Below are 23,893 nucleotides of genomic sequence, written 5' to 3'. Positions count from 1 at the left end.
ACGGCTCGTCAGGGTACCCGGACCGACTTTGAACACACCGATGACAAAGTATGGACATGACAAGCGAAAGTCTCTTACCTTTGCGGCGCAACCCGCGCTCCACCCCGTGAACGACCGGAACGGTCCGGCACGGTCCGGTCCCCAGCACAGGAGGACCAATGCGCCAACGACCCTTCTCCCGACCCCGAAGACACCTCCGCGCGCTGCTCGCGTCCGCCGTCCTGGCCGGCGGCGCCCTCGCCGCCGCCCCGGTGGCCGCGGCCGATCCCGCACCGCCGCCCGCCGGGCCCTCCGCGGCGGCCGCCGCCGACATACCGCCGCAGGAACCCGGAGTCACGCTGCGCGTCTACGACGTCCAGGCGCCGCTCGGCAAGCTGTGCACCCTCAAGCCGGGACAGACCCCCAACCACGACAAGCTGATGCCCACCGTCGACTGGTCCACGGCCGCCGACTTCGGCGGATTCGAGGACCGGTTCGTCTCGGAGGCGACCGGCTATCTGATCGCCCCGCGCGACGGCTCGTACGTGTTCCGCCTCACCAGCGACGACGGCTCCCGGCTGTCGCTCGACGGCTCCACGGTGATCGACCACGACGGCCTGCACGGCGCCGAACCGAAGGACGGCACGGTCCACCTCACCGCCGGCTCCCACCCCTTGCGCGTCGACCACTTCGAACGCGACGGCGGACAGCAGGTCCAGCTGTCCTGGAAACCGCCGGGCGAGAGCGAGTTCACCCTCGTGCCCACCGAGGCACTGAGCACCGACGCCGATGTGGTCCGGGTGACGGCACCGGGCCGCAAGGAGTGCGAGGCGAGCGGGGACTCACCCGGCGACGGACTGCCCCTCACCTCCGTACGCCCCGACCTCGACCTCACGGACCTGCGCCCCGAGGGTTTCGAGCCGCAGGTCAGCGGCATGGACTGGCTGCCCGACGGGCGGCTCGCCATCAGCACCTGGGGCGGCACTGACAACGTTGCCGGTGAGGTGTACCTGCTCGACAACGTCACCGGCCGGACCAGCCGCGACAAGGTCACCGTCAAGAAGGTGGCCGGGGGACTGCGCGAACCCATGGGAATCAAGTACGTCGACGGTTCCCTCTACGTCTCCCAGAAGCACGAACTGACCCGGCTGGCCGACGAGGACGGGGACGACGTCACCGACACCTACCGCACGGTGGCCACCTGGCCCTACGGAGGCAACTTCCACGAGTTCGCGTTCGGCCTGCTCTACCGCGACGGCTACTTCTACGTGAACCTCTCCGTCGCCATCGACCTCGGCGGCGCGACCACCACCCCGCAGCCCGCTCCCGGCCGCGGCACCACCTACAGGATCAGCAAGAAGACCGGCCGCATCAGCCCGGTCGCGGGCGGACTGCGCACGCCCAACGGCATCGGATGGGGCCCCGGCGGCGGCCTGTTCACCACCGACAACCAGGGCGGCTGGCTCCCCTCGTCGAAACTCGTCCAGATCAAACAGGACCGCTTCTTCAACCACTACACCGAGCCCGCCGGCCCCTTCGAGTCCTCGCCCGTCACCGCACCGGTGCTCTGGCTGCCGCAGAACGAGATCGCCAACTCACCCTCGACGCCGCTGTACCTGAAGAAGGGCCCGTTCGCGGGGCAGATGCTGATCGGCGACGTCACCTACGGCGGTCTCCAGCGCGCCTACCTGGAGAAGGTGAAGGGCCAGTACCAGGGCGCGGTCTTCCGCTACACCCAGGGCCTGGAAGCCGGCGTCAACCGCCTCACCCTCGGCCCCGACGGCGCCGTCTACGCCGGTGGGCTCGGCGCCGACGGCAACTGGGGCCAGGAGGGCAAACTCCGGTTCGGGCTGCAGAAACTGACGCCCAACGGCGGCAACACCTTCGACATCAAGACCATGCGCGCCGTCCCGGGCGGCTTCGACCTGACGTACACCCAGCCGGTGTCCGAGCAGACCGCCGCACAACTCGCCGCGCGCTACCGGATCGAGCAGTGGCGCTACACCCCGACCACCGACTACGGAGGCCCGAAGATCGCCGAGGAGAGACTCGCGGTGCGCTCGGCGACGCTCTCCGGCGACCGCCGCACCGTCCGGCTGCGGACCGACGGCCTCAAGCCCGGCCACGTCGTGCACGTGCGCTCCCCGCGCCCCTTCACCTCGGCCTCCGGTGAGGCGCTGTGGAGCACCGAGGCCTGGTACACGCTCAACGCGATGCCCGGCAAGCAGCCGCCCGCCGCCACCCTGTACGAGGCGGAGGAGGCCCGTCTCACCGGTACGGCCGGCATCAACAGGGACCACTCCGGCTACTCCGGCAGCGGCTTCGTCGACCGGTACGCCACCGAGGGCAAGGCCACGACGACGTTCGACGTGACCGTCCCGGCAAGCGGCACCTACGACGTGAATCTGCGCTACTCCAACGGCCCGAACCCGTTCGCCGGCACCAAGTCCCTTTCTCTGTACGCCAACGGGGAGAAGGTCCGGCAGACCCGGCTGCCCTCGACCGGGGACTGGGACTCCTGGTCCACCCGGACCGAACCGGTGACCCTGCGCGCCGGCCGCAACTCCCTCTCCTACCGTTTCGAGGCCGGCGACACCGGTCATGTCAACCTCGACCTGATCACCGTGCATCCACGCGGCGCCGAGGTGACGCTCTTCGACGGCACCGCCGGCTCCCAGGCCCGGTGGCAGCACACGGACGGGCGAAAGGTGGCGTGGCCGCTGACGGAGGAGAAGGCGATGGAGGTGTGCTGCGGCGACATCCGCAGCAAGGACGCCTACCAGGACTTCGCCCTGCACGTGGAGTTCCGCGTCCCGCTGCTGCCGCCGGACGTCACCGGCCAGGACCGGGGCAACAGCGGCATCTTCCTCCAGGACCGCTACGAGCTGCAGATCCTCGACTCCCACGGCGACACGTCACCCGGCACTGACGAGGCGGGCGCGATCTACCTCAAGAGAGCACCCGACACGAACATGTCGACCGAGCCGGAGACCTGGCAGAGCTACGACATCGTCTTCCGCGCCGCCCGCTTCGACGACAGCGGCAACAAGACCGCCGACGCCCGCGTGACGGTCGTGTGGAACGGCCGGACGGTCCACGACGACGTCGCACTCGACGGACCCACCGCCTCGGGCCGGTCCGAGACACCGGCGGCGGGAGCGATACGGCTGCAGGACCACGGCAACAAGGTCCGCTTCCGCAACATCCAGGTGCGGCCTCTGTAGCGAACCGTCGCCGACGGCATCGACACTCAGGCCAGGAGGGGGCTGGTGGCGGCGGTCACCAGCCCTCTTCCCCGCCGCTCCTCGTGGGTGCGGCACGATGGGACCATGCGAACCCGACCAGTGCTGATCTTCGACGGGGACTGCGGCTTCTGCACCACGTCGGTGGGCGTCGTCCGGCGTCTGGTGCGCCCCCGGTGCGAGGTGGTGCCCTGGCAGCACGCGGACCTCGCATCGCTCGCCGTCACCGAGGAGCGGGCCCGCTACGAGGTCCTGTGGGTGACGCCCACCGGGCGGGTGTACGGCGGTGCGCAGGCCGTGGCGAAGATCCTGCTCAGCGCGGGCGGCGCGTGGCCCGTCGCGGGAGCGGTCCTCACCCTCCCACCCGTGCGCTGGGCCGCCCACGGCGTCTACCGTCTCGTGGCCCGTCACCGCCGGCGACTGCCGGGAGGGACACCGGCGTGTGCGGTGCCCGCGGCGAAGACGCACCGGGCGTAGCCCCGGCCGGCGGTCGGTTCAGCAGGACTCCTCGAACTTCACCGCCGTGAGGGTCACCGGCTGACCGTCCAGCCTGGCGCCCGCCGCGGGCTCCTGCCCGCACACCTTCCAGTTCGACTCCATGAGGACCATGCGGTCCTGCCCGGAGGCGTCCTTGACGGTGATGCTCGTCGAGCGGTCGAGGGCCTGGCGGGCGACCTTGACGGCCTTGCCCTCGAAGTCGGGCATGGTGTCGCCGGCCGCCTCCGGGGAAGCGCCCTCGTCCTTGGCGGGGCAGTCCTCTTCGAGCTTGACCGTCGCGAAGTCGACCTTGGTGTCGGTGGAGTGCACGCCCGCCTTCGGCGTCTGGGAGCACACCTTCCAGTTCCGGTCGAAGGCCTGCATGCGGCCCCGCCCCAGGGCGTCGTGCGAGGTGAGGCGAGAGAAGCCCGCTTCCTGCGCCTGGTCCTGAGCGGACTGGAGCCCCTTGCCGGCCATGTCGGGCAGCGAGGCGGACTCGGCCTTCGCGGTCTCGTTCCCCCCTCGGCCGGGCTTGGAGTCGCTGCCGCCGCCACTGCCGGCGCCGCCTTCGCAGGCGGTGAGGATGAACAGGGCCGCCGCGATGACTGCGGCGACGGCGGTGCGCTGGATCATGGTGTCCCCCAGGTGCGGTGCAGACGCTGAGGGAGCATCATGCGCCGCAAGGGGGCGGCGTGGACGCGGAGTGACGCCACTGTGACACGAACGGGTGCCGGGTTCTGCAGACCGCTGACAGCGGGCGCCGGTGTCTTCGACCATCTCTACGGCACCCTGCTCGCCGGACACGCCACCCGCACCCGCGCGTCACGAGCCCTCTTGCCTCGCCTGCGCCCCTTGGTCAGTCCTTGCCCCGGTAGTTCATGAACCAGTGGGTGTCGAAATAGCGGGCCATCGTGAACGGGTGCTGCGGGTCGACGAGGATGCGGCACACGAACTCCGCGGCCTGACAGTCGAAGGACACGTCCTCGCCGTCGAAGGTCCGGATCACGACGGGCCAACGGTCGGGGTTGTCGTCCTCGGCCCTCCAGCAGTACAGGTTCTCGTGCTCAGTGCACGCCCAGATCAGCAGGCGGTCCTCCCGGTGAAGCGTCCACGGCTCCTGGATCAGACTCAGGAAGCCGTCGAAGGCGCCCTCGCCGAACGTCTCGACCATGCGCCTGTAATCGCCCGGCAGCGCGGTGCCCAGGCGCGACTCCACTTCCGCCCAGTCCACGTCCGGCCGCTGGGCGGGCTGAGTCCAGCCGGTGATCCGTCTGAGCCGCTCCATCCAGTCGACGTCCTCCTCCGCAGCGACCGCCAAGGGCTCAGGCACCTCCCTGTGGGCGACCACCAGCACCGGCCGCTCGACCCCCTCGGCGTCGCGCGCCGTGCCCGTGCCGACCCACTGATCCCCGTAGGCCCACGCCCGTATCGTCACGGCTCGGTCTCCGAAGGGGACGAGCAGTGCCGCGCCCTTGGACTCGTCCACTGTCGGATCGGTGAAGCCGTCGAGGACGAGCGTGCGAGGGGCGCCGTACCTGCCGTCGAGCAGGCCGGTCAGCTCCTGCGCGTCCAGGTCGTCGGGCAGATACAGGTAGCCGTCCCCCGGGCCGAGTCGGGCCAGCAGGTCGTTGACGGTCGCTTGCGTGAGCTCCATGGCGGACAGTGAAGCGCACTGCACTGACATGCGCCTGCCCACGGACACAGGTGACGGCGATTCGGGCGGCGTCGGGGCTCACCGCCCGCCCCGCCCGCGTCAGACGCGATGCGCCGTCCCGCGGTTCCTGACCGTCTTCACGTACAGGAGGAAGTCCTTCGCCATGGCCAGCACCTGCCGGTTGGTCATGGCGGACGCCACGTCAGGGCGGTGGTCGGGATACCGCAGCGACTCCAGGGTGCTGAACTGCGCAGCGGCCTTCTCGTAGACGCGGTAGGCGTTGTCGGTGCACAGGTATGAGGTGACCGAGGGAGTCCGGACGGGCTTCACCCCGTCCGTGAAGAACGGCTCCTCGACCACTCTGACCGAGAAGTCGTCGTTGCCGGCTGCCAGGTCGTGGGAGTAGCCGAAGTCGATCTCGTCGCCGGCGATGGGCCGGGGTGAGGTGAAGCTCGTCGACTGGGCTCTGGTGGCCCGGCGCATGATGTTGCCGATGAGGAACTGCCCGTCGTCCGGCTGCAGATAGACGACCTCCTTCACCGAGGCCAGGCACATGATGCCGGTGCACTGCGCGCAGGATTCCAGCGAGGTGTACACGGTCACGTCGCTGAGCAGCGTCGCGTAGCCGGAGGAGACCCGTTCCAGGCCCCTCGGGGTGGCCGACTCGGCCCGGTCCGTGAGCGCGGTCGCGAACATCCGGCGCTCCTGGCGCTGCGGAACGCCGGCTCCGTGCCGCGCGTTGGCCTCGTCGAGCTGCCACGGGTCGTAGACCTGGTTCAGCGCGAACACCCGCCGCACCAACCGGGATTCGGCGTGCTCGACCGAACTGTCGAAGATGTCGTTGTGGTTGAAGTCGTAGTCGATGACGCGGCCCTCGGCGTCCACCGCGAGCGCGGCGATGTTGTGCCCCTGGTAGGTGCCGCCCCTGTAGACCTTGGGCGATGCGGACAGCAGCTGGTTCGCCCGCCACTGCCCGTAGTCCCCGGCCTCGCCGTACTTGTTGCCGTTCCAGCGGTCGAGGATGATGCTCATCAGCAGCAGCGAGTAGATCCGGTGGCGCTCCTGCACGGGCGGGTCGACGGGCTGCTCGTCGAGCTGCACGAACTCGCGCACGCTCTTGTCCCAGAACGGCTTCAGGCCGGGAGGGACGGGCCTGACCGGTGCCCCTCCGACCCTGCTCCCGGGGCGCTCCTCGATGTCCACCATGCCGGCTCCTTTCGTTGAGGTCGCGCTTATCTCGTGGTGCCGGTGCCGTCCCGGTCCGCCTGCTGCCGGCGGAGGTTCGAGCAGGCCGAGGGGTAGGTGTCGCAGTAGCTCCTGTACTGCCGTACGGAGGTGGCCGCGAGCATGGCGTGCGCGACCGCACGGGAGAGGGTGTCGGCCGCCGCGGCGCTGATCCGGGACAGGGCGGGGGCGTCGTCCGCGTCGTTGTTGGCCAGTTTCCGGCCGTTTCCGGTGGCCACCGAGAAGACGGTGTCGCCGTCGTCGAGGGTGTGCGCGGGGTTCATCGCCCGGGCCAGACCGTCCTGCGCCGCCGCGGCCATCCTGGTCACCGCCGCGTTCTCCATGCTCGCGCTGGTGGCCACGACCGCGATCGTGGTGTTCCGCTGTGAAGCCTTCCCCGTGACCGGTCTGCACTCGGCGCGGGAGGGCCTTCGCAACCCGGCGAACTCACGGCCGATGCCGAACGCGGCCCCGTACAGGGTGCAGTCGCGCGGATTCACGGTCGAGCCCAGGGCGTTGACGACGACCAGCGCTCCGACGACGGTCCCGTCGTCCAGGACCACGCTGGCCGTGCCCACCCCTCCCTTGAGTGAGCCGTACCCGGTGAGGGCCCCGGTCCCCGCTCCCACGGTGCCCTGCCGCACCGGCCCGCGCCTGGCCGCGTCCATCGCCCGGTAGCCCCAGGAGGCCGTGGGCCTGGCCTTGTCGTCGCCTCCCCGGCCGATGTCGTAGATCACCGCTCCCGGCACGATGGGGATCGTGACCCCTTCGCGGTCCTCCAGCCAGCGCATCACACCGGTGGCGACGTCCATGCCCCAGGCGCTGCCCCCGGTGAGCACGATGGCGTCCGTCCCGGGATTCGCGCTGGCAGGGCTGAGCATGTCCGTCAGCCACGTGCCCGGCGATCCACCGCGCACGTCGACACCGGCGACCGGCTCGTCCGGCGTGCGGACCACGGTCGACCCGGTCAGATAGGGCGGCCTGGTCGACTGCACCTGGCCGACCAGGATGCCGGGGACGTCGGTGATGGCGTTGAACCGGCCCGGCACACCGTCGCCGGTCCTGACCGGTGTGACCTCCGGGGCGGCGTGAGCGCCGCCCAGCGCGAGACAGGCCGACATCGAGGCACAGACCAGGGCGCAGGCAAGCAGGCGGGTGGGGCGAGACGTCATGGGACTCCTTCCGCGCAGGGCGCTGACGGGCACGCCGCCCGGCCCGGCGGTGGCCGAGAGGGACGCTATCGGCGCCGGTGGCCCACGCCCGGGTGACAGGCGGGGCGCTGGCCCGAACGAGGAGGAACGGCGCCGCGGCACACGCCGGACGGCCGATCACCCGGTTTTCGCGACGGCCGGGTCCGTCGTCTGATCGCGGGCCGCCCGCCGATCTCACCGGACCGGGCCGCCCGCCGATCTCACCGGACCGGACCGGCCGGCGCCCGGTGGCCCTCACGGGTCCGCGCGCCACCCGCTGCGTCAGGCGCCGTACGCCCGGGAGGACCCGGCCGGCCCGACCGGCCACGAAGGCGGCGACCGGCCCCGCCGCTCCGGGGCGCCGAGGGCGGGGGAGCGCTTCAGTCGCCGCTGCCGGGACCGCTCATCCCGCCGACGCCCGCCGGATGCGAAGGGCCCGGCGGCGTGCGAGCTTGGCCGCAGGGCGTGCCCGTCGGACATGACCGGGGGATTCGTCCCGCGCAGTCGGGTACCCGGCGCCTGATCACAGACCCCCCACCGCCGTGGCCGCGCGCCGGCCGCGGCTGATCGAAGCAGAGGGACGAGAGCGATGAGCCAGCCCAACCCCGTCAAGCGGGCGGCAGACAAGGTCAGCGAGGCCATCCGGGGCACCGGGGAGGGACCGGAGGAGGGCGTCCCCGGCAAGCCGGCCCCGGAGTCCCCGAGTGTCGCGGAACCGACGCAGCCGCGCGAGCCGCTGCCGCCGAAGCCCGACCAGAGCGGACCCGACACGATGTCACCCACGGGGCAGGCGACCGGCGCGGCCCAGGCCCGCATGGCCCAGTCCGGCGCCTACCTCACGAACGCCCAGGGCACACGGCTGTACGACACCGACCACTCGCTCAAGGCCGGCCCGCGCGGTCCGGTGCTGCTGCAGGACCACCACCTGCGTGAGAAGGTCATGCACTTCGACCACGAGCGCATCCCCGAGCGCGTCGTGCACGCCCGCGGCGCGGCGGCGCACGGTGTCTTCAAGAGCTACGGCACCGCGAGCGCGGTGACGAAGGCGGCCTTCCTGGCGCCGGGCGCGGAGACGCCGGTGTTCGTGCGCTTCTCCACGGTCCTGGGATCCCGGGGCTCCGCCGACACGGTGCGTGACACGCGCGGGTTCGCGACGAAGTTCTACACCGAGGAGGGCGTCTTCGACCTCGTCGGCAACAACATGCCGGTCTTCTTCATCCAGGACGCCATCAAGTTCCCGGACATCATCCACGCCGGCAAGCCGCACCCGGACCGGGAGATCCCGCAGGCACAGAGCGCGCACGACACCTTCTGGGACTTCGTCACGCTGCACACCGAGGCCACCCACCACACCCTGTGGAACATGTCCGACCGGGGCATCCCGCGCTCGTACCGGATGATGGAGGGCTTCGGCGTCCACACCTTCCGTCTGGTGGCCGCCGACGGCTCCACGACACTCGTGAAGTTCCACTGGAAGCCGAAGCTCGGGGTGCACTCCCTCGTCTGGGAGGAGGCGCAGATCGCGGGCGGCGTCGACCCCGACTTCCACCGCCGCGACCTCGCCGACGCCATCGAGGCGGGTGCCTACCCGGAGTGGGAGCTCGGCATCCAGACCTTCCCGGACACCCCGGACCAGACCTTCGAGGGCATCGACCTGCTCGACGCGACCAACCTCGTCCCCGAGGAGCTCGCCCCCGTGCAGCCGATCGGGCTGCTGACCCTCGACCGGAACCCGTCGAACTACTTCGCCGAGACCGAGCAGGTGGCCTTCCACGTCGGTCACCTCGTGCCCGGCATCGACATCACCGACGACCCGCTGCTCGCCGGACGGCTGTTCTCCTACCTGGACACCCAGATCACCCGGCTGGCCGGCCCCAACTTCGCGCAGATCCCCATCAACCGGCCGCACGCGCCGGTCAACGACATGCAGCGGGACGGCTTCCACCAGGACGCCGTGCACCGGGGCGTCGCGCCCTACCGGCCCAACTCGCTCGACGGCGGCTGCCCGTTCCTGGCGGGGGCGGAGACCGGGGCGTACATCGAGACGCCGGTGAGGGTGCCGGAGGCGACGAAGGTCAGGGAGGCCCCCGAGTCGTTCTCCGACCACTTCAGCCAGCCGCGCCGGTTCTGGCTGAGCATGAGCGAGGTGGAGCAGGAGCACATCATCGGCGCCTACACCTTCGAGCTGGGCAAGTGCTACGAGCAGGCCGTCAAGGAACGGGCGTTGCAGGTGCTGGCCAACATCGACGCCCGGCTGTGCGCCCGGGTCGCCGAGGGCCTCGGCCTGCCCGCGCCCGAGGCGACCGTGCCGCCGGCCGATGTGGAGCCGAGCCCGGCGCTGTCCCAGGTCGGGCGGTCCTGGCCCACCGACGGCCGCCTCATCGGCATCGTCACGGGCCCGGACGGCGACCTGGAGGGCGTGCGAGCGGCGCGCGAGGCGGTACTCGCCGCGGGCATGGTGCCGCTGGTCGTCGCCCCGACGGGCGGCGAGGTCGGCGGCGTGACGGTGCAGCGGACGTTCGTGACCGCGCGTTCCGTCGAGTTCGACGCGCTGCTGGTGGCCGGTGCGCCCGCCGCGGGCAACGACGCCCACGGCTCCCGCGACGCCAAGGCGGCCGCCGCCGGTACGCCGGGGGCTGTCGACCCGAGGGTGACGCTGCTGCTGACGGAGGCGTACCGCCACGGCAAGGCGATCGGCGCCTGGGCGAAGGGCGAGGCGGCACTGGAGGCGGCCGGGATCCCCGCCGGCGCGCCCGGCGTCGTGGTCGGCCGGGACAGCGCCTCCGCGCTGGAGCGGCTGCGGGAACTGATGGCCACGCACCGCGTGTGGGACCGGTTCGTCACCACGGTCTGAGCCCCCGGCTGCCGCTTTCGCTGACACTCCGCGTGCCTTCGCCTCCTGCGAGGCGAAGGCACGTTCGGCAGGGGCCCTACGGGTGGAGCGTCTACGGGTGGAGCGTCCCCTCGCCGGTCACCAGGATCGCGGCTTCCTGCCCGGGCCCCACCGCCACGGGTCCCGCGACCCGGACGTCGACCGGATCGTCGAGGCCCCGCACGGCCACCGTCACCTTGGCGTCGTGGCCGTAGTAGAGCACGTCCCGGACCGTCCCGCGCACGGCCTCCTCCGTCCGCGGATCCGCCAGGCGCAGTTGCTCCGGGCGCAGGACGACGGTGCCCGAGCTCCCGCCCTGAGGCGGTGCCGCCAGTGCCACGGTCCCCAGGGGGGTCGAGGCGGCGGAGTCGCCGTCGTGGACCTTCCCGGGCAGCAGTACGGCGTCGCCGACGAAGCCGGCCACCCACGGGTCGGCGGGGCGCCGGTACAGGTTCTGCGGCGTGTCGCACTGGGCGACGCGCCCCTGCCGTACGACCGCGACCAGGTCGGCGGTGGACAGGGCCTCCTGCTGGTCGTGGGTGACCAGCAGCGCCGTCGCCCCGGTCGCCAGGAGCGCGGCGCGCACGTCCGCGCGGACCCCGGCGCGCAGCGCGCTGTCGAGGGCGTTGAACGGCTCGTCGAGCAGGACGAGCGCGGGGCTCGGGGCGAGTGCCCGGGCCAGGGCTATGCGCTGCTGCTGCCCGCCGGACAGCTCGTGCGGCATCCGGTCGCCGTACCCGGCGAGCCCCACGAGGTCGAGCATCTCCTGCGTCCTGCGGCGGCGTTCGCCGCGGTCGAGTCCGGTCAGGCCGAAAGCCACGTTGCGGGCCACGCTCAGGTGCGGGAAGAGGGCGCCCTCCTGCGGAACGATCCCGATACGGCGCCGCTCCGGAGGCAGATGCACGCCGGGACCCACGACGGTGCGTCCGCCGAGCGTGACCGTGCCCGCGTCGGCGCGCAGGAACCCGGCGACGACGCGCAGGAGCGTGGTCTTGCCGCAGCCGGAGGGCCCGAGCACGGCGGCCAGCGTCCCGCCCGGCACGGTGAGGTCCAGGCCCCGCAGGACGGGGGCTTCAGGACCGTAGGACTTGGTGAGTCCCTCGATGCGCAGTTCGTTGTGGTCGTCGCTCATGTGCGGTGCCTGCCCAGGAGGTAGGAGGGGACGGCGGCCAGGAGGATCAGGGCTGCGGCGTAGGGCGCGGCGGCCGCGAAGGAGCCGGCCCCGGTCTCGGTCCACAGCCGGGTGGCCAGGGTGTCCATGCCGGTGGGGCGCAGCAGCAGGGTGGCGGGCAGTTCCTTCATGCACACCACGAAGGTGAGCGCGGCGCCGGCCGCCACGCCGGGTGCGGCCAGCGGCACGGTCACCTCCCGCAGCACCCGCAAGGGGGAGCGGCCCAGCGAGCGCGCCACGTCCTCCAGGACGGGGGGCGACTGCAGGACGGCGGCTCGGGTCGCGGCGACCGCGACCGGCAGGAAGAGCACGGCGTAGGCGCAGATCAGCAAGGGGAGTTGCTGGTAGAGCGGGTAGGCGTAGCGCACCGCGAAGAAGACCAGGGAGAGCGCGACGGTGATGCCGGGCAGCGCGTGGCCCGCGTAGGCGGTCTGTTCCAGCAGCCGGGCTCCGCGGCCCCGGTGCCGGGCGGCGATGACCCCGACGGGCAGCGCCAGCAGCGTGGTGAGGGCCGCTCCCGCTGCGGCGACGCCCAGGGTGGCCCAGGCGGCCTCGGACAGCGCGCCGAGGTCCCAGGTGGCCGAGTTCCCCACGGCCAGCCAGTAGCCGAGCGTGCCGAGCGGGAAGGCGACGGCGGCCGCCACCAGCGTGGCGCACCAGGCGAGGGCGGGGACGCGCCAGCGTCCCAGAGGGGCCGGGACGGCCGGCCGGGCGGTGCCGCCACCGGTCCTGGCATGGCCGGCGCGCCCCCGGGTGCGCGCCTCGGCGGCGACCAGCGCCACCGTCATCACCACCAGCACGACGCTGAGGGCGGCGGCCGGGGTGCGGTCGAAGGAGGCGCGGTAGGAGGTGTGGATGGCCCGGGTGAACGTGTCGTACCGCATCAGCGAGACGGCCCCGAAGTCGGACAGCACGTACAGCGCGACGAGCAGCGCTCCGCCCGCCGCCGCCGGGCGCAGCTGCGGCAGCGTGACCCGCAGGAAGGTGCGCACCGGCCCGTGTCCGAGGGAGCGCGCGGCCTCCTCCTGCGCCGGGTCGATGCCGCGCAGCGCGGCGGCGACCGGCAGGTGGACGTACGGGAAGCTCACCAGGGTCAGCGCCAGCGCGGCCCCCGCGAATCCGGCGGTGCCCGGTGCGGCGGCCAGCCAGACGAAGGCGGCGACGTAGCTGGGCACGGCGAGCGGCAGGGTGACCAGCACCGACCAGGCGCGGGCCCCGGGCAGGGCGGTGCGTACGGTCAGCCAGGCCAGGGAGACGCCGAGCACCAGGCAGGCCGCCACCACGACGGCCGTCAGGCCGAGGCTGCGGGCGAGGAGTTGAGCGGTGCGTTCGTCGGCGACGACGTCCCAGGCGTAGCGCGGCCCGCGCTCGAGGGCGCGGACCGCGAGGTAGCCGAGGGGCACCAGGGCGAACAGGGCGGCGACGCAGGCGGGGACGAGCAGGACCCACGGGGGCCTGCGGCCGGCGCCCGGCCTGCGCGGCGTACGGACGCGCCGGCGCCCGGCGGGAGCGGGTGCTCCGGCCGGGGCGCCTGCGGACGCCGTTGTGGTCATGTGGGGCTCACGGTTTCCGTCGGTCTTCTCACGCTTCCCCTGCTCCTCAGACCAGTCCGGCGTCCTGGAGCATGGCCAGCGTCTCCTGGAGGGATTCGAGCTTGCCGAGGTCGATGTCGGGGGATTCCAGGGAGTCCAGCGGCGGCAGGTCCTCGACGCTGCTGGTGACGCCCGCGGCGAGCGGGTACTCCTTCGTCTCGTCGGCGAAGTAGGTCTGCGCCTTCTTCGACAGCAGGTAGTCGACGGCCTTGCGGGCGGTCTCGGACTGGCCGGTGTCCTTCAGGACGCCGACGCCGGCGACGTTGACGAGCGCGCCGGGGTCACCGCCCGGGAGGAAGCTGAGCCTGGCGTCGACGTTGTCCTCGCCCTTCTCGGCGACGCGCTCGTACCAGTAGTAGTGGTTGACCAGGCCGAGGGAGACCTCGCCGGACTCGACGGCGTCCAGGGTGGCGAGGTTGTTGGTGTACACCTTGCCGTTGGCCTTCAGGCCCTCGAGCCACGCGCGGGTGGCGTCGTCGCCCTCCAGGACGCGCATGCCGGTGACGAAGGCCTGGAAGGAGGCGTTGGTGGGCGCGAAGCCGACCTTGCCCTTCCACTCGGGCTTCACCACGTCGGCCACGCGGTCCGGGACCTTCTCCTCGGCGACCTCGTCAGGGTTGTAGGCGATCACGCGCACGCGTCCCGACAGGCCCACCCAGTCGCCCGCGCCGCCGCGGTAGGCCTCGTCCACCGCGTCGAGGCTCGACTGCGGCAGCTTCGCGAGCACGCCCTCCTTGGACAGCGCGCCCAGAGCGCCGGCGTCCTGCGAGAAGAACAGATCGGCCTTGGTGCGGTCGCCCTCCTCCAGGATCTGCGCGGCCAGCTCCGCGCTGTCGCCGTAGCGCACCTCGACCTCGGTGCCGACCGCCTTCTCCAGCTCGTCGAGGATCGGCTTGACCAGCTTCTCGTTACGCCCGGAGTAGATGACGAGGGCGGAGTCGCCGCCGTCAGCGGAGCCGCCCTTGCCGTCGCCGGAGCCGCAGGCGGCGAGGACGGGCAGGAGCAGGCCGGCCGCGACGAGCGCGGTGATCCGACGAGCCGAGGGGCGTCGCATGTGGTGTGCCTTCCTTGGTGGCCCGCCGGTACGGCGCGGGTGCGTCGTGCGGGTCGGCGAGCGGTGAAGCGATGCTTTCAGGCCAGCTGTGAACATGCTATGAATAAGGTAAACCTTGCCTAACCGTCAAGTGGCTGTGCTATTCGCGGACGCCGCCGCAGAAAGGTCACGCGCCCGTGAACGACCTCAGTCCGCCCCTCCCGACCTCGCTGACCTCGCCAGATCAAGACGATGTCCCGGTTTCGACCCCGGCGGCGCCGACGCTGCCGCGGGGCGTCCCGTTCGCGCGGCACCTCGCGTCCCACGGCGACCGTGTTGCAATGATCACGCCATCGGGCCAGGTCACCTACCGCGCGCTCGCCGAACGCGTCGCCGCCACCGCCGAACGCCTCGGCCCGGCACGCCGCCTCGTCCTGCTGGCCGGCGCCAACCGCGAGGGCGCCCTGGTGGTCCACCTCGCCGCCCTGGCCGCAGGCCACCCCGTCCTGCTCGTCCCCGGCGACAGCGCCGCCACCCTCGACGCCCTGACCGCCGCCTACGACCCGGACGTCATCGCGCGCCCCGACGACCACGGCACCTGGATCCTCGACGAACGGCGCCCGGGCAGCGCCCACACCCTCCACCCCGACCTCGCGCTGCTGCTGAGCACCTCCGGCTCGACCGGCTCACCCAAGCTGGTCCGGCTCTCCCACGACAACCTCCAGGCCAACGCCGAGTCCATCGCCGCCTACCTGGACATCCGCGACACCGACCGCGCGGCCACCACCCTGCCCATGCACTACTGCTACGGCCTGTCCGTCATCCACAGCCACCTGCTGCGCGGCGCCGGACTGATCCTCACCGAACGCTCGGTGGCCGACACCGCCTTCTGGGAGGAGTTCCGCGCCGGCCGCGGCACCTCGCTGGCAGGCGTGCCCTACACCTTCGACCTGCTCGACCGCGTCGGCTTCGAGCGGATGCGGCTGCCCCACCTGCGCTACGTCACCCAGGCCGGAGGCCGCCTGGCTCCTGACCGGGTGGCCCGCTTCGCCGCGATGGGCCGGCGCTCCGGCTGGGAGCTGTTCGTGATGTACGGGCAGACGGAGGCGACGGCCCGCATGGCCTACCTGCCCCCGGCGCTCGCGCACGAACGCCCCCAGGCGGTGGGCGTCCCCATCCCCGGCGGCTCCTTCCGGCTCCGGCCGGTCGACGGCGCCGACGCCCCCGGCACCGGCGAACTGGTCTACTCGGGCCCCAACGTGATGCTCGGCTACGCGGAGAGCCCGGCGGACCTCGCCCTCGGCCGGACCGTGCACGAACTGCGCACGGGGGACCTCGCCCGGCGCACCGCCGACGGACTCTACGAGATCGTGGGGCGCCGCAGCCGCTTCATCAAGATCCTCGGCCTGCGCATAGACCCGCACCGCGTCGAGACCATGCTGGAGGAACACGGCATACCGGGCGCCTGCGCGGGCGACGACGACACCCTGGCCGTCGTCGCGGCGCCCACGGCGGATGCCGATCCGGCGGCGATCCGGCGCCTGGTGGCAGAGGGCTCCGGCCTGCCGCCGCGCGCCATACGCGTCCGGCTGGTCCCCGAACTCCCACGGCTGCCCTCGGGCAAGCCCGACTACGAGGCGGTACGCCGCCTGGCGCGCGACGCCCGGACCCCGGCACCCGGCCCCGGCAGCCACGACCTGCGCGCCCTCTACGCGGAGATCCTCGACCGGACCGACGTCACCGAGGACAGCACCTTCGTCGGCCTGGGCGGCGATTCCCTCTCGTACGTCGAGATGTCACTGCGGCTCGAAGAGGTACTGGGCGAGCTGCCCGCCGACTGGCACACCACGCCGATCCGCCGGCTGACCGGCCCGCGAACCGCCCCGCACACACCGCGGACCACCCCGCGGCGCAGGCTGCGGCGCAACCTGGAGACGGGCATCGCCCTGCGGGCCGTCGGCATCGTCCTCATCGTCGGCTCCCACATCCCCGTCTTCCTCGTCCAGGGCGGCGCCCACGTCCTGCTCGGCGTCGCCGGCTACAACTTCGCCCGCTTCCACCTCTGCGCGGGCGACCGCCGCGAGCGCCTGCGGAGGACCACCCGCAGCATCGCGCGCGTCGCCGTGCCCAGCATGGTGTGGATCGCCTTCGCCCTGCTGCTGACCCGCGAGTACGACCTGGCCAACGTCGTCCTCGCCAACAGCCTCTTCGCACAGGACAACTCCGACCCGGAGTGGCGCTACTGGTTCGTCGAGGCGCTGGTCTACTTCCTGACCGCGGTGACGGCGCTCCTGGCGATCCCCTGGCTGGACCGCGCGGAGCGGCGCAGCCCGTTCGGCTTCGCCCTGGCACTGGTCGCCGTGGGACTGATCGGCCGCCTCGACCCCTGGAACCTCGCACACGTCCGCTTCCACCTGAGCCCCACCGTGGTCTTCTTCCTCTTCGCGCTGGGCTGGGCGGCGGCGCGGGCACGTACGAAGGGCCAGAGACTGCTGCTGACAGCCGTCGTGCTGGCCGCCGTGCCGGGACTCTTCCCCGGGGAGCAGACCCTGCGGACGTCGATCGTCGTGGGCGGCCTCGCCCTGCTGCTCTGGGTCCCGGCCCTGCCGAGCATCGACCCGCTCAACCGACTGGCGGGCGTCCTGGCGGGCAGCTCGCTGTACATCTACCTCACGCACTTCCACGTCTACCCGTACCTGAGGGACCACTCCCCGGCGGCGGCCCTGCTCGTCTCCCTGGTGGCCGGTGTGGCGTACGGGGCGGTGGCGACCCGCCTGATGCACAGGCTCCTGTCGCCGCGTCAGCCCGCCACCGCGCCCGCCGCTTCCGGCGCGACGCCCGCCCCCGGCGGCGGGGACGCGGTCCAGCTGCGCGGACCACGGGACACCCCTCCCTCCCGGCTGCGCAGCCCGCAGCTGCACTGATCACGAGCGGTGCCGCCGGCCAGCAGGGCGGGGTGATGCGCCGGGCTTTCGGCGGCGGAGGGTAGCGGACCCGCGGACGGTCGAGCCCTGTCCTCACGGCTGCGACCGGGCGGCCGGCGCCGAGGATTCCCCGACCGCTTCTCACGCCGCCTTGCAGTGCTCGCCGGCTCTCAGGGCGGTCCGCAGCCGTTCGTGACGGTCGAGGTCTTCCCAGGTGTCGTGGTCGGGCGGGCCGGGGTCGCGGCGTCCGGCGCGCCAAGCCCAGACGCCGGCGGCGATGCCGACGGTGAGAGGGATGAGCAGCCACAGCACGGCGCCCACGGTTCGGCCTCCTTTCACGTGACGGATCCAGGGGCGGGCGGCTCTCAGGAGGTCAGCTGCTTGGGCGTTCCGCCGGAGACGGCGATCCTTCGGGGCTTGGCGTGGGCGGCCAGCGGGATGCGCAGGGTGAGGACGCCGTTGTCGTAGCCCGCCTCGGCGGCGGCTGTGTCGAGGGCCTCGGACAGGGCCAGACGGCGGGTGAACCGGCCGGTGGGGCGCTCGGTCAGCACGGGGCGGGCGCCGGCCGGGATCGAGGAGGGGCGTTCGGCGGTCAGGGTCAGCGTGTGATGCTCCGTGGTCAGCTCGATGGTCGAGCGGTCCATGCCGGGCAGGTCGAACTGCAGGTAGAGCGCTTCGTCGTCACGCCACGCGTCCGCCGGGATGACGGTGCCGCCGGAAGCGTCGTGACGCGCGAGCTGATGCACGAGCCGGTCGAGATCGCCGAGAAGGTCCGTACGCGCGAGCATGTCCAACTTCTCCCTCCCTGGACGCGGGCCGCGGTGTGCTGCGGCCCGACGATCGAGTACCGCGTATTCGTATAGCCGAAGGAAGGAACTCTGACAACTTCGCACTGCGTGAAGTTGATAGGGCTTGGCTCAAGCTTCGGGTGCGGGCAGGTGATGCAGCGTGGATGTCCGGCGGATCGAGGGTGAAGCTCGCCTGCCGGTCGCTCGCGGTGCTCGCAGTAAGTTGAGTCTCTGCTTGTCAATCCGTGCTCGCTGTCACGAGCGCGACGGACGCTCCGGTTCCCCGCCGTCGGCGTCGAAGATCTTGGTGAAGGTGGCCCCGCACCGGCACCGTGAGTGCTCGATCAGTTCGCCGTCGTTCGACACACTCAGCCCCTGGCTGAGCCGCACGTGCACATGATCACCCATGAGGAGCTGCTTCCCTTGACGTGGCTGCTCCGGCCATGGTGGGGGCCGGTAGCCGAGGCCGACAATGCCGCAGCTCACATGCGGTGGTGGATCGTGGCGTCGGCCCACACCCGCGGGCACCCCTGACGCGCATCCGGCCCGCGGCGCCTCGGCACTGCGGGCCGGACGAGCCGAGGCGGGCCATCTCCTGACGCGCACCTGTGCGGATCAGCCCTCGATCACCCGGCCGGCTCAGTCGACGACTGGGAGGCCCGTCCGTTCACCGGATCGCGACTGTCACGGCCGAGTGGTCGGTCACCGACGGCACGGTGTCGCCGTCGCGTCCGGACGCACCCGAAGCTGGGGCCACGACGAACGCCACGAAGGCATCGGTCGGCCAAGCAGCAACCCGGAGGTGCTCACCCTGCCGGCTGAGGTCCCGGCGTTGCCGGTGCCGCCAGGGTCTCGGACTGCCCGGCGCGGCGCAGCGACGCGGCGACGAAGCCGTCGGCCTTGAGTTCCTCGATCAGCTCCCGCAGGAAGCGAACGGTCTCCGGCCGGCGGGTCGTCGTCGTGCCGACGGCCTGGCGGATCTGCATGAACCCCTGCTCGATCAGCCGCACTTCGGGGTGCGCGTCGGCGTACGCCGTCATCGGCTGCCGGATGCCGGCGCCCACCTCCAGCTTCTGCGCGGCGAAGGTGTCGACACCCTCGTCGCCTCGCACCAGGATGGCGTGGCGCAGGGTCCGCGTGAGGTGGAGGTCGTAGGCGGACCCGGCCTTCACGCCGATCCTGATCCCGGGTGCGTCGACGTCCTCGGGCGTCTCGAGAGCGGAGTCCCGCGGCACGGCGTACACGCCTTCGATGAGTACGTACGGTGCGGTGAACGCGACCTCTGTTTCGCGGGCGGGCTCGATGGCGAGGAAGCAGACATCGGCCCGCCCCTCGCTCATTGCCTCGAAGGACTTGCGCGCGGCGTCGAAACAGAGGAACCGGACCGGCACTCCGAGCCGGGCCGCGATGGCCCGGGAGAGATCGACGGTGATGCCGCTCGGCGCGTCCGGTGTGCCCTGGGCGAGGACGGGATTGCCCAGGTTGACGGTGGCGCGCAGGACGCCGGTGGGCGCAAGGTCGGCGACGACCGAGGGAAGGGCCATGCCGGGATTCTAGGTTCCGGCGCGGAGGCAACGCCCGTGGCACACACAGGCGTTGAGGGGAGGCCGACCTTTCCCCTTCTCTTTCCCCCTTTCCCGCCCGCTCAGCGCCTGCGGGGACCCCCGGACGAGACGGCGCTGGGCGGTTGGCATAGTGAGTGCCTGCCGCCTGGCAGCGGCGAAGCCAGGGGGAGACATGCAACACGACGTTCGGGACGGATCGCGGGCTCGTCTCGTGTCGTTGCTGCCGCACGGCGCCCGGGAAATCGTGAGCCTGCCCGGCTGGACGAGGCTCGGTCACTGCTGAGTCCTGCAGAAGGACGAGCGGCGGCCGCACCGCTTCGACCCGGCACTGCGGCGGACCCTTCGCCGCGATGGGCCGGGCGAGACGACGCTCACCGTTTGTGCAAGCGGCGGATGGGTGGGTACCCGCGTTCGGTGGCCCGGCGACGACGGGCGGCTCACGCGGTGCGGGTGTGCGGATTGGGGAGTTCGAGGTGGGGTTGCGCGAGGTGCGGGGTGCCCGGGCGTTTCGGGGCTGTGCCCGGATTCTGGCGGGTCGCTACCGTCTTGATGCTCTGATCGGTTCCGGAGGCGCGGCCGACGTGTACCGCGGTGTCGACCTCCGGTTGAAGCGGCCGGTCGCCGTGAAGGTCTTCCGCGCCGGAACCGGCTTCGACACGGAGGAGGCTTTCCGCAGCGAGGCGGTGATTCTGGCCCGGCTGCAGCATCCGGGACTGGTGACCGCATTCGACGCCGGACAGCATGGCGGCGAAGCCTTCCTGGTCATGCAGCTGGTCGAGGGGTGCACCCTGAAGTCCCGCATCGCCGAGGGCCCTCTGTCGTGCGAGGCCGCGGCGGCGCTCGGCGCGGCGTTGGCCGAAGCCCTGGCTCACGCCCATGAGAAGGGGATCGTCCACCGGGACGTCAAGCCCTCCAACATCCTCCTCGACTCCTGCGGCGTGCCCAAGCTGACGGACTTCGGCATCTCGCGGCTCCTGGACGCGACCACCCGCACCGCCACCGGCACCCTGACCGGCACGGCCGCCTATCTCTCCCCCGAACAGGTACGGGGACGCCCGGTCGGCCCGCCCGCCGACATCTACGCCCTCGGCTTGGTCCTGCTCGAAAGCCTCACCGGCCGCCTCGAGTACGGCGGCGGCCCCCTGGAAGCGGCCATAGCGCGCCTGCACCGCCCGCCCGAGCTTCCGGACTTCCTGCCCGTCGGCTTCGCCACCCTCCTGCGCGACATGACCAGCCTGGAAGAACAAGACCGCCCCACGGCAGACGACTGCGCCCAAACCCTCACCCGCCTCGCCGGAACGGGCACTCGGACTGCGGCAGCGCCCGTTGCCCGGCCCGTGCTCCGCGTCGTACCTCCCACAGCCGCCGATCACGCCGGCAGCACGCACCGGAGCCTGTCCGCACGGCCTGAAGGGTCCGCCCCCACGCACAGCCGCCTCCGCAGGCGCGGTGCGGCGGCCGCACTGGTCGCCGCTCTCGCCGCCGGACTGGTCGTCACCGACGGTTTCTCCCGCCACGACGCCACAGGCGAAGCGGCTCCGTCCGGCCCTCGCCCAGCCGCCCCTTCCGCGTCCCCGGACAACACGACCCACGACGACGACACGCCCCCCGTGGCTTCGGCCTCGGCAACCCCTCCTTCGCGCAACCCCTCCACCCCGACCCGCAGCGCTCCTACGGCCACGACCGAGCAGGCGGCAGCGAACGCGGCCGGGAAGGACAAGGCAAAGGTCCGCGACCAACTGCCGGGCAAGGCGCGAAAGAGCGAGAAGGGCGAGCCAGACCGGAAGGGCCAGAAACACAACAGGTCAGGCAAGGGGAAGAAAGCACCGGGGCGGCGGTCGTGAGCCCTGGCCGGGGCGTGCCTCCGTTCACCGGGATCACGACATCAGCATGCGCGTCCACACCACGGCCAGGAACGCGCAAGCGAGCGTGAACAGGCCCTGCACCACGGCGGTGACCGGCATCCTGAGTCTGGCGTGCACGACGGAGCTGATCACCGCCACGGCGGGGAACCCCCAGATGACGAGCCACATCAGAGGCGAAACGTCGCGGTCGTGCGTCGTGGGGGAGGAGTGCGGCGACGGTGCGGTGCCCAGGCCCACGGCCATGGACAGCATCGCGCCGACGACGAGGATGACCGCGTCCGCGACCAGGAGCAGCAGGGCGACCGCGATATCGATCAGTCGGGAAGGGCGCTCACGGGCCTGGTGAGCGGCCGGGGTCTCAGCGTCGGGCGCGGGCGGCGAAACCATGACCCGACTGCACCACGGAACCCCGTGTTCGGCATCGCTGGGGACGGCAATGGGTCCCGACCGTGACCATCAGGCCCGCGCACTCCGGGGCCCGTCTTCCGCACCACGTCCCCTCACCCCTTCACCGCCCCCGACGTGAGCCCCTGCACGATGTGACGGCTGGCGAAGGCGAACAAGAGCATCGTGGGCGCGATCGTCAGCACGGCCGCCGCTGACATCGAGCCCCAGTCGATGTTGAAGCTGGAGATGAAGCCGTTCAGCGCGGTGGGGACGGTCTTGTTGCCGTCGCTGTTCATGAGCGTCACCGACAGGAACAGTTCGTTCCAGCAGTTGACGAAGTTGAAGATGAACGCGGCGATGATGCCCGGGCGCATCACCGGCAGCAGCACCCGGAACAGCGCCCCGAACCGCGACAGGCCGTCGATCATGGCCGCCTCCTCCAGCGCGTCAGGGATGTTCTCGAAGAAGCCGCGCAGCATCACCGTGCAGAAGGGGATGCACACCGCGATGTAGACGAGGACCAGGCCGAGGCGGTTGTCGACCAGCTTCAGGTCGGTCATCAGCAGGTAGAGCGGTCCCAGCGCGATGAAGGACGGGATCATCTGGGTGACCAGCGCGGCCATCAGCAGCGCGGACTTGGTGCGGAACTCGAAGCGGGCCAGGACGTACGCCGAGAGCATCGAGATCGCCGTGGCCGTCACTCCGGCCACGGTCGAGACGATGAGGCTGTTGGTGAGGTACGTGCCGAAGTCGGCCGTGCCGAACAGGCCGCGGTAGTTCTCCAGGGAGAGGCGCTCGGGCCAGTAGGCGATGGGGAAATGGAAGATGTCGCCCGGTGCCTTCAGGGAGGTGGCGGCGATCCAGTAGAGGGGGAAGACGGTGAAGAGCAGCCACACACCGAGGAAGGTGAACTTGACGGCCCGGCCGGCCGCGGACTCCTTGCCGATCACGACCTCGCCCCTTTCTTCTCACGCGTGGCCAGGAGGAAGAACACCGCGAACACCAGCAGGGCCGCCACCACGAGGAGGCCGAGCGCGGAGGCCTTGCCGTAGTCGCCCTGCTGCGTGATCTTGATCATCCAGGTGGTCACGATGTGCGTCTCGTCGTTCGGCCCGCCGCCGGTCATGCCGAAGATCAGATCCGGGAAGTTGAAGATCCAGATGACCCGGAGCAGCACGGTCAGGGCCAGCGTGGTGCGGATGTACGGGATGGTGATCTGGAAGAGGGTGCGGGCCTTGCCCGCGCCGTCCAGCGCCGCCGCCTCGTAGAGCTCGTCGGGAATCGACTGGAGCGCGGCCAGGATCATGATGGTGAAGAAGGTGACGCCGTACCAGACGTTGGCGATGAGCACGGCCACCATCGCCGTCTGCGGATCCGCCAGCCAGGCGATCGGCTCGTCGATCAGACCGGCCTTCTGCAGCAGGTCGTTGACGACGCCGAACTCGCTGTTGAACAGCCAGCGGAACAGGATGCCGATGAGGAACCCGGAGATCGCCCAGGGGAAGAAGATCAGCGCCTGGTACACGCCGCGGAGGCGGAAGCGCCGGCGCAGCCACAGCGCGAGCGCGAAGCCGATCACCAGTTGCGGGACGATCGAGCCGATCACCCAGACCGCGGAGTTGCTCAGCACCGTCCCCCAGGCGGGGTCGGCGAAGACGTCGGTGAAGTTCTTCAGACCGACCCACGAGGTGTCGGTCAGGTCGGTCAGTTTCCAGTTGCGGAAGGCCATCTGGCCGCCCGCGATCACGGGATAGTAGGTGAAGATCGCCACGAAGATCGCGGCCGGCGCCATGAAGGCGGCGATGCCGAGGCCGCGCCGGGTGGTGAACTCCCGCTTGCGCCCGCCCCCTTGGGGGAGGCCTCTCCTGCGGGAGGCCTCCCCGGCATCCGGCGGCGCCGTCTTCGACGTCGTGCTGGACGTGACGGACAT

At 71.6% G+C, this 23,893-nt stretch carries 19 protein-coding genes; 5 read left to right on the top strand and 14 right to left on the bottom strand.

Features of this window, described 5'->3' with window-relative positions; translation table 11 throughout:
- Nucleotides 1-158 precede the first annotated feature (158 nt).
- A complete protein-coding gene (locus ABZY20_RS33945) occupies nt 159-3,203 on the top strand; it encodes a family 16 glycoside hydrolase (protein ID WP_356446836.1) in 3,045 nt (1,014 codons plus the stop codon).
- 105 nt (nt 3,204-3,308) lie between these two features.
- Nucleotides 3,309-3,698 carry a DUF393 domain-containing protein gene (locus ABZY20_RS33940; protein ID WP_356446834.1) on the top strand — a complete coding sequence of 130 codons (390 nt, stop codon included), beginning with the start codon at nt 3,309-3,311 and terminating at the stop codon, nt 3,696-3,698.
- A gap of 18 nt (nt 3,699-3,716) precedes the next feature.
- On the opposite strand, the gene ABZY20_RS33935 is transcribed toward ABZY20_RS33940, so the two are convergent.
- From ABZY20_RS33935 to ABZY20_RS33920, 4 genes are all read right to left on the bottom strand, one after another.
- On the bottom strand, nt 3,717-4,331 hold the full coding sequence (locus ABZY20_RS33935; RefSeq protein WP_356446833.1) for a hypothetical protein: 615 nt from the start codon (nt 4,329-4,331) through the stop codon (nt 3,717-3,719).
- Between the two features lie 223 nt (nt 4,332-4,554).
- Nucleotides 4,555-5,352: an SMI1/KNR4 family protein gene (locus ABZY20_RS33930; protein ID WP_356446831.1), complete on the bottom strand. Its 798-nt coding sequence runs from the start codon at nt 5,350-5,352 to the stop codon at nt 4,555-4,557.
- A 99-nt stretch (nt 5,353-5,451) separates the two neighbouring features.
- A complete protein-coding gene (locus ABZY20_RS33925; RefSeq protein WP_356446829.1) occupies nt 5,452-6,558 on the bottom strand; it encodes a hypothetical protein in 1,107 nt (368 codons plus the stop codon).
- 26 nt (nt 6,559-6,584) lie between these two features.
- Nucleotides 6,585-7,748: a P1 family peptidase gene (locus ABZY20_RS33920; RefSeq protein ID WP_356446827.1), complete on the bottom strand. Its 1,164-nt coding sequence runs from the start codon at nt 7,746-7,748 to the stop codon at nt 6,585-6,587.
- Nucleotides 7,749-8,355: 607 nt separating this feature from the next.
- Here ABZY20_RS33920 and ABZY20_RS33915 point away from each other — a divergent pair.
- Entirely contained in the window at nt 8,356-10,620 is a 2,265-nt protein-coding gene (locus ABZY20_RS33915) for a catalase (RefSeq protein WP_356446825.1), read from the top strand.
- Between the two features lie 91 nt (nt 10,621-10,711).
- On the opposite strand, the gene ABZY20_RS33910 is transcribed toward ABZY20_RS33915, so the two are convergent.
- Genes ABZY20_RS33910 through ABZY20_RS33900 form a run of 3 tightly spaced genes read right to left on the bottom strand, consistent with a single transcriptional unit; the run spans nt 10,712 to nt 14,455 of the window.
- On the bottom strand, nt 10,712-11,770 hold the full coding sequence (locus ABZY20_RS33910; RefSeq protein WP_356446823.1) for an ABC transporter ATP-binding protein: 1,059 nt from the start codon (nt 11,768-11,770) through the stop codon (nt 10,712-10,714).
- The gene (locus ABZY20_RS33905) at nt 11,767-13,362 is read right to left on the bottom strand and encodes an iron ABC transporter permease (RefSeq protein ID WP_356446821.1); all 1,596 of its coding nucleotides are present in this window, start codon (nt 13,360-13,362) and stop codon (nt 11,767-11,769) included. Before ABZY20_RS33905 ends, ABZY20_RS33910 begins: the two co-directional genes overlap by 4 nt.
- Before the next feature lie 46 nt (nt 13,363-13,408).
- Nucleotides 13,409-14,455, bottom strand: coding sequence for an iron ABC transporter substrate-binding protein (locus ABZY20_RS33900; protein ID WP_356446819.1), 1,047 nt, complete (start codon nt 14,453-14,455; stop codon nt 13,409-13,411).
- Nucleotides 14,456-14,664: 209 nt separating this feature from the next.
- Here ABZY20_RS33900 and ABZY20_RS33895 point away from each other — a divergent pair, with 209 nt between their 5' ends.
- Nucleotides 14,665-17,358, top strand: a complete 2,694-nt coding sequence (locus tag ABZY20_RS33895) for an AMP-binding protein (protein WP_356446879.1) — start codon at nt 14,665-14,667, stop codon at nt 17,356-17,358.
- 141 nt (nt 17,359-17,499) lie between these two features.
- Here the strand turns inward: ABZY20_RS33895 and ABZY20_RS33890 are convergent, their stop codons facing one another.
- From ABZY20_RS33890 to ABZY20_RS33875, 4 genes are all read right to left on the bottom strand, one after another.
- Complete coding sequence (locus tag ABZY20_RS33890; protein WP_356446817.1) at nt 17,500-17,679, bottom strand: hypothetical protein; 180 nt, start codon at nt 17,677-17,679, stop codon at nt 17,500-17,502.
- A 44-nt stretch (nt 17,680-17,723) separates the two neighbouring features.
- Complete coding sequence (locus tag ABZY20_RS33885; protein WP_356446815.1) at nt 17,724-18,146, bottom strand: Hsp20/alpha crystallin family protein; 423 nt, start codon at nt 18,144-18,146, stop codon at nt 17,724-17,726.
- Nucleotides 18,147-18,401: 255 nt separating this feature from the next.
- The gene (locus ABZY20_RS33880) at nt 18,402-18,554 is read right to left on the bottom strand and encodes a hypothetical protein (protein WP_356446813.1); all 153 of its coding nucleotides are present in this window, start codon (nt 18,552-18,554) and stop codon (nt 18,402-18,404) included.
- Nucleotides 18,555-18,952: 398 nt separating this feature from the next.
- Complete coding sequence (locus ABZY20_RS33875) at nt 18,953-19,690, bottom strand: transporter substrate-binding domain-containing protein (protein ID WP_356446811.1); 738 nt, start codon at nt 19,688-19,690, stop codon at nt 18,953-18,955.
- A gap of 494 nt (nt 19,691-20,184) precedes the next feature.
- Between ABZY20_RS33875 and ABZY20_RS33870 the strand changes: the two genes are divergently transcribed.
- On the top strand, nt 20,185-21,555 hold the full coding sequence (locus tag ABZY20_RS33870) for a protein kinase (RefSeq protein WP_356446809.1): 1,371 nt from the start codon (nt 20,185-20,187) through the stop codon (nt 21,553-21,555).
- A 33-nt stretch (nt 21,556-21,588) separates the two neighbouring features.
- Here the strand turns inward: ABZY20_RS33870 and ABZY20_RS33865 are convergent, their stop codons facing one another.
- The 3 genes from ABZY20_RS33865 to ABZY20_RS33855 all read right to left on the bottom strand — a co-directional run bounded on the left by ABZY20_RS33865 (nt 21,589) and on the right by ABZY20_RS33855 (nt 23,893).
- Nucleotides 21,589-21,963, bottom strand: a complete 375-nt coding sequence (locus tag ABZY20_RS33865; RefSeq protein ID WP_356446807.1) for a DUF6234 family protein — start codon at nt 21,961-21,963, stop codon at nt 21,589-21,591.
- Nucleotides 21,964-22,076: 113 nt separating this feature from the next.
- A complete protein-coding gene (locus tag ABZY20_RS33860) occupies nt 22,077-22,913 on the bottom strand; it encodes a carbohydrate ABC transporter permease (RefSeq protein WP_356446805.1) in 837 nt (278 codons plus the stop codon).
- Nucleotides 22,910-23,893, bottom strand: a complete 984-nt coding sequence (locus tag ABZY20_RS33855; protein WP_356446803.1) for a sugar ABC transporter permease — start codon at nt 23,891-23,893, stop codon at nt 22,910-22,912. Before ABZY20_RS33855 ends, ABZY20_RS33860 begins: the two co-directional genes overlap by 4 nt.

Origin of the sequence: Streptomyces sp. NPDC006624 (assembly GCF_040611555.1) — a bacterium.
In the GTDB taxonomy this organism is placed as follows: domain Bacteria; phylum Actinomycetota; class Actinomycetes; order Streptomycetales; family Streptomycetaceae; genus Streptomyces.
This window is presented reverse-complemented; position numbering and strand designations above follow the sequence as displayed.

Bases quoted from the DNA above. Each gene is read 5' to 3' on its own strand.
- ABZY20_RS33945 (WP_356446836.1), top strand. From the start codon at position 159: ATGCGCCAACGACCCTTCTCCCGACCCCGAAGACACCTCCGCGCGCTG.
- ABZY20_RS33940 (WP_356446834.1), top strand. From the start codon at position 3,309: ATGCGAACCCGACCAGTGCTGATCTTCGACGGGGACTGCGGCTTCTGC.
- ABZY20_RS33935 (WP_356446833.1), bottom strand. From the start codon at position 4,331: ATGATCCAGCGCACCGCCGTCGCCGCAGTCATCGCGGCGGCCCTGTTC.
- ABZY20_RS33930 (WP_356446831.1), bottom strand. From the start codon at position 5,352: ATGGAGCTCACGCAAGCGACCGTCAACGACCTGCTGGCCCGACTCGGC.
- ABZY20_RS33925 (WP_356446829.1), bottom strand. From the start codon at position 6,558: ATGGTGGACATCGAGGAGCGCCCCGGGAGCAGGGTCGGAGGGGCACCG.
- ABZY20_RS33920 (WP_356446827.1), bottom strand. From the start codon at position 7,748: ATGACGTCTCGCCCCACCCGCCTGCTTGCCTGCGCCCTGGTCTGTGCC.
- ABZY20_RS33915 (WP_356446825.1), top strand. From the start codon at position 8,356: ATGAGCCAGCCCAACCCCGTCAAGCGGGCGGCAGACAAGGTCAGCGAG.
- ABZY20_RS33910 (WP_356446823.1), bottom strand. From the start codon at position 11,770: ATGAGCGACGACCACAACGAACTGCGCATCGAGGGACTCACCAAGTCC.
- ABZY20_RS33905 (WP_356446821.1), bottom strand. From the start codon at position 13,362: ATGACCACAACGGCGTCCGCAGGCGCCCCGGCCGGAGCACCCGCTCCC.
- ABZY20_RS33900 (WP_356446819.1), bottom strand. From the start codon at position 14,455: ATGCGACGCCCCTCGGCTCGTCGGATCACCGCGCTCGTCGCGGCCGGC.
- ABZY20_RS33885 (WP_356446815.1), bottom strand. From the start codon at position 18,146: ATGCTCGCGCGTACGGACCTTCTCGGCGATCTCGACCGGCTCGTGCAT.
- ABZY20_RS33880 (WP_356446813.1), bottom strand. From the start codon at position 18,554: ATGGGTGATCATGTGCACGTGCGGCTCAGCCAGGGGCTGAGTGTGTCG.
- ABZY20_RS33875 (WP_356446811.1), bottom strand. From the start codon at position 19,690: ATGGCCCTTCCCTCGGTCGTCGCCGACCTTGCGCCCACCGGCGTCCTG.
- ABZY20_RS33865 (WP_356446807.1), bottom strand. From the start codon at position 21,963: ATGGTTTCGCCGCCCGCGCCCGACGCTGAGACCCCGGCCGCTCACCAG.
- ABZY20_RS33855 (WP_356446803.1), bottom strand. From the start codon at position 23,893: ATGTCCGTCACGTCCAGCACGACGTCGAAGACGGCGCCGCCGGATGCC.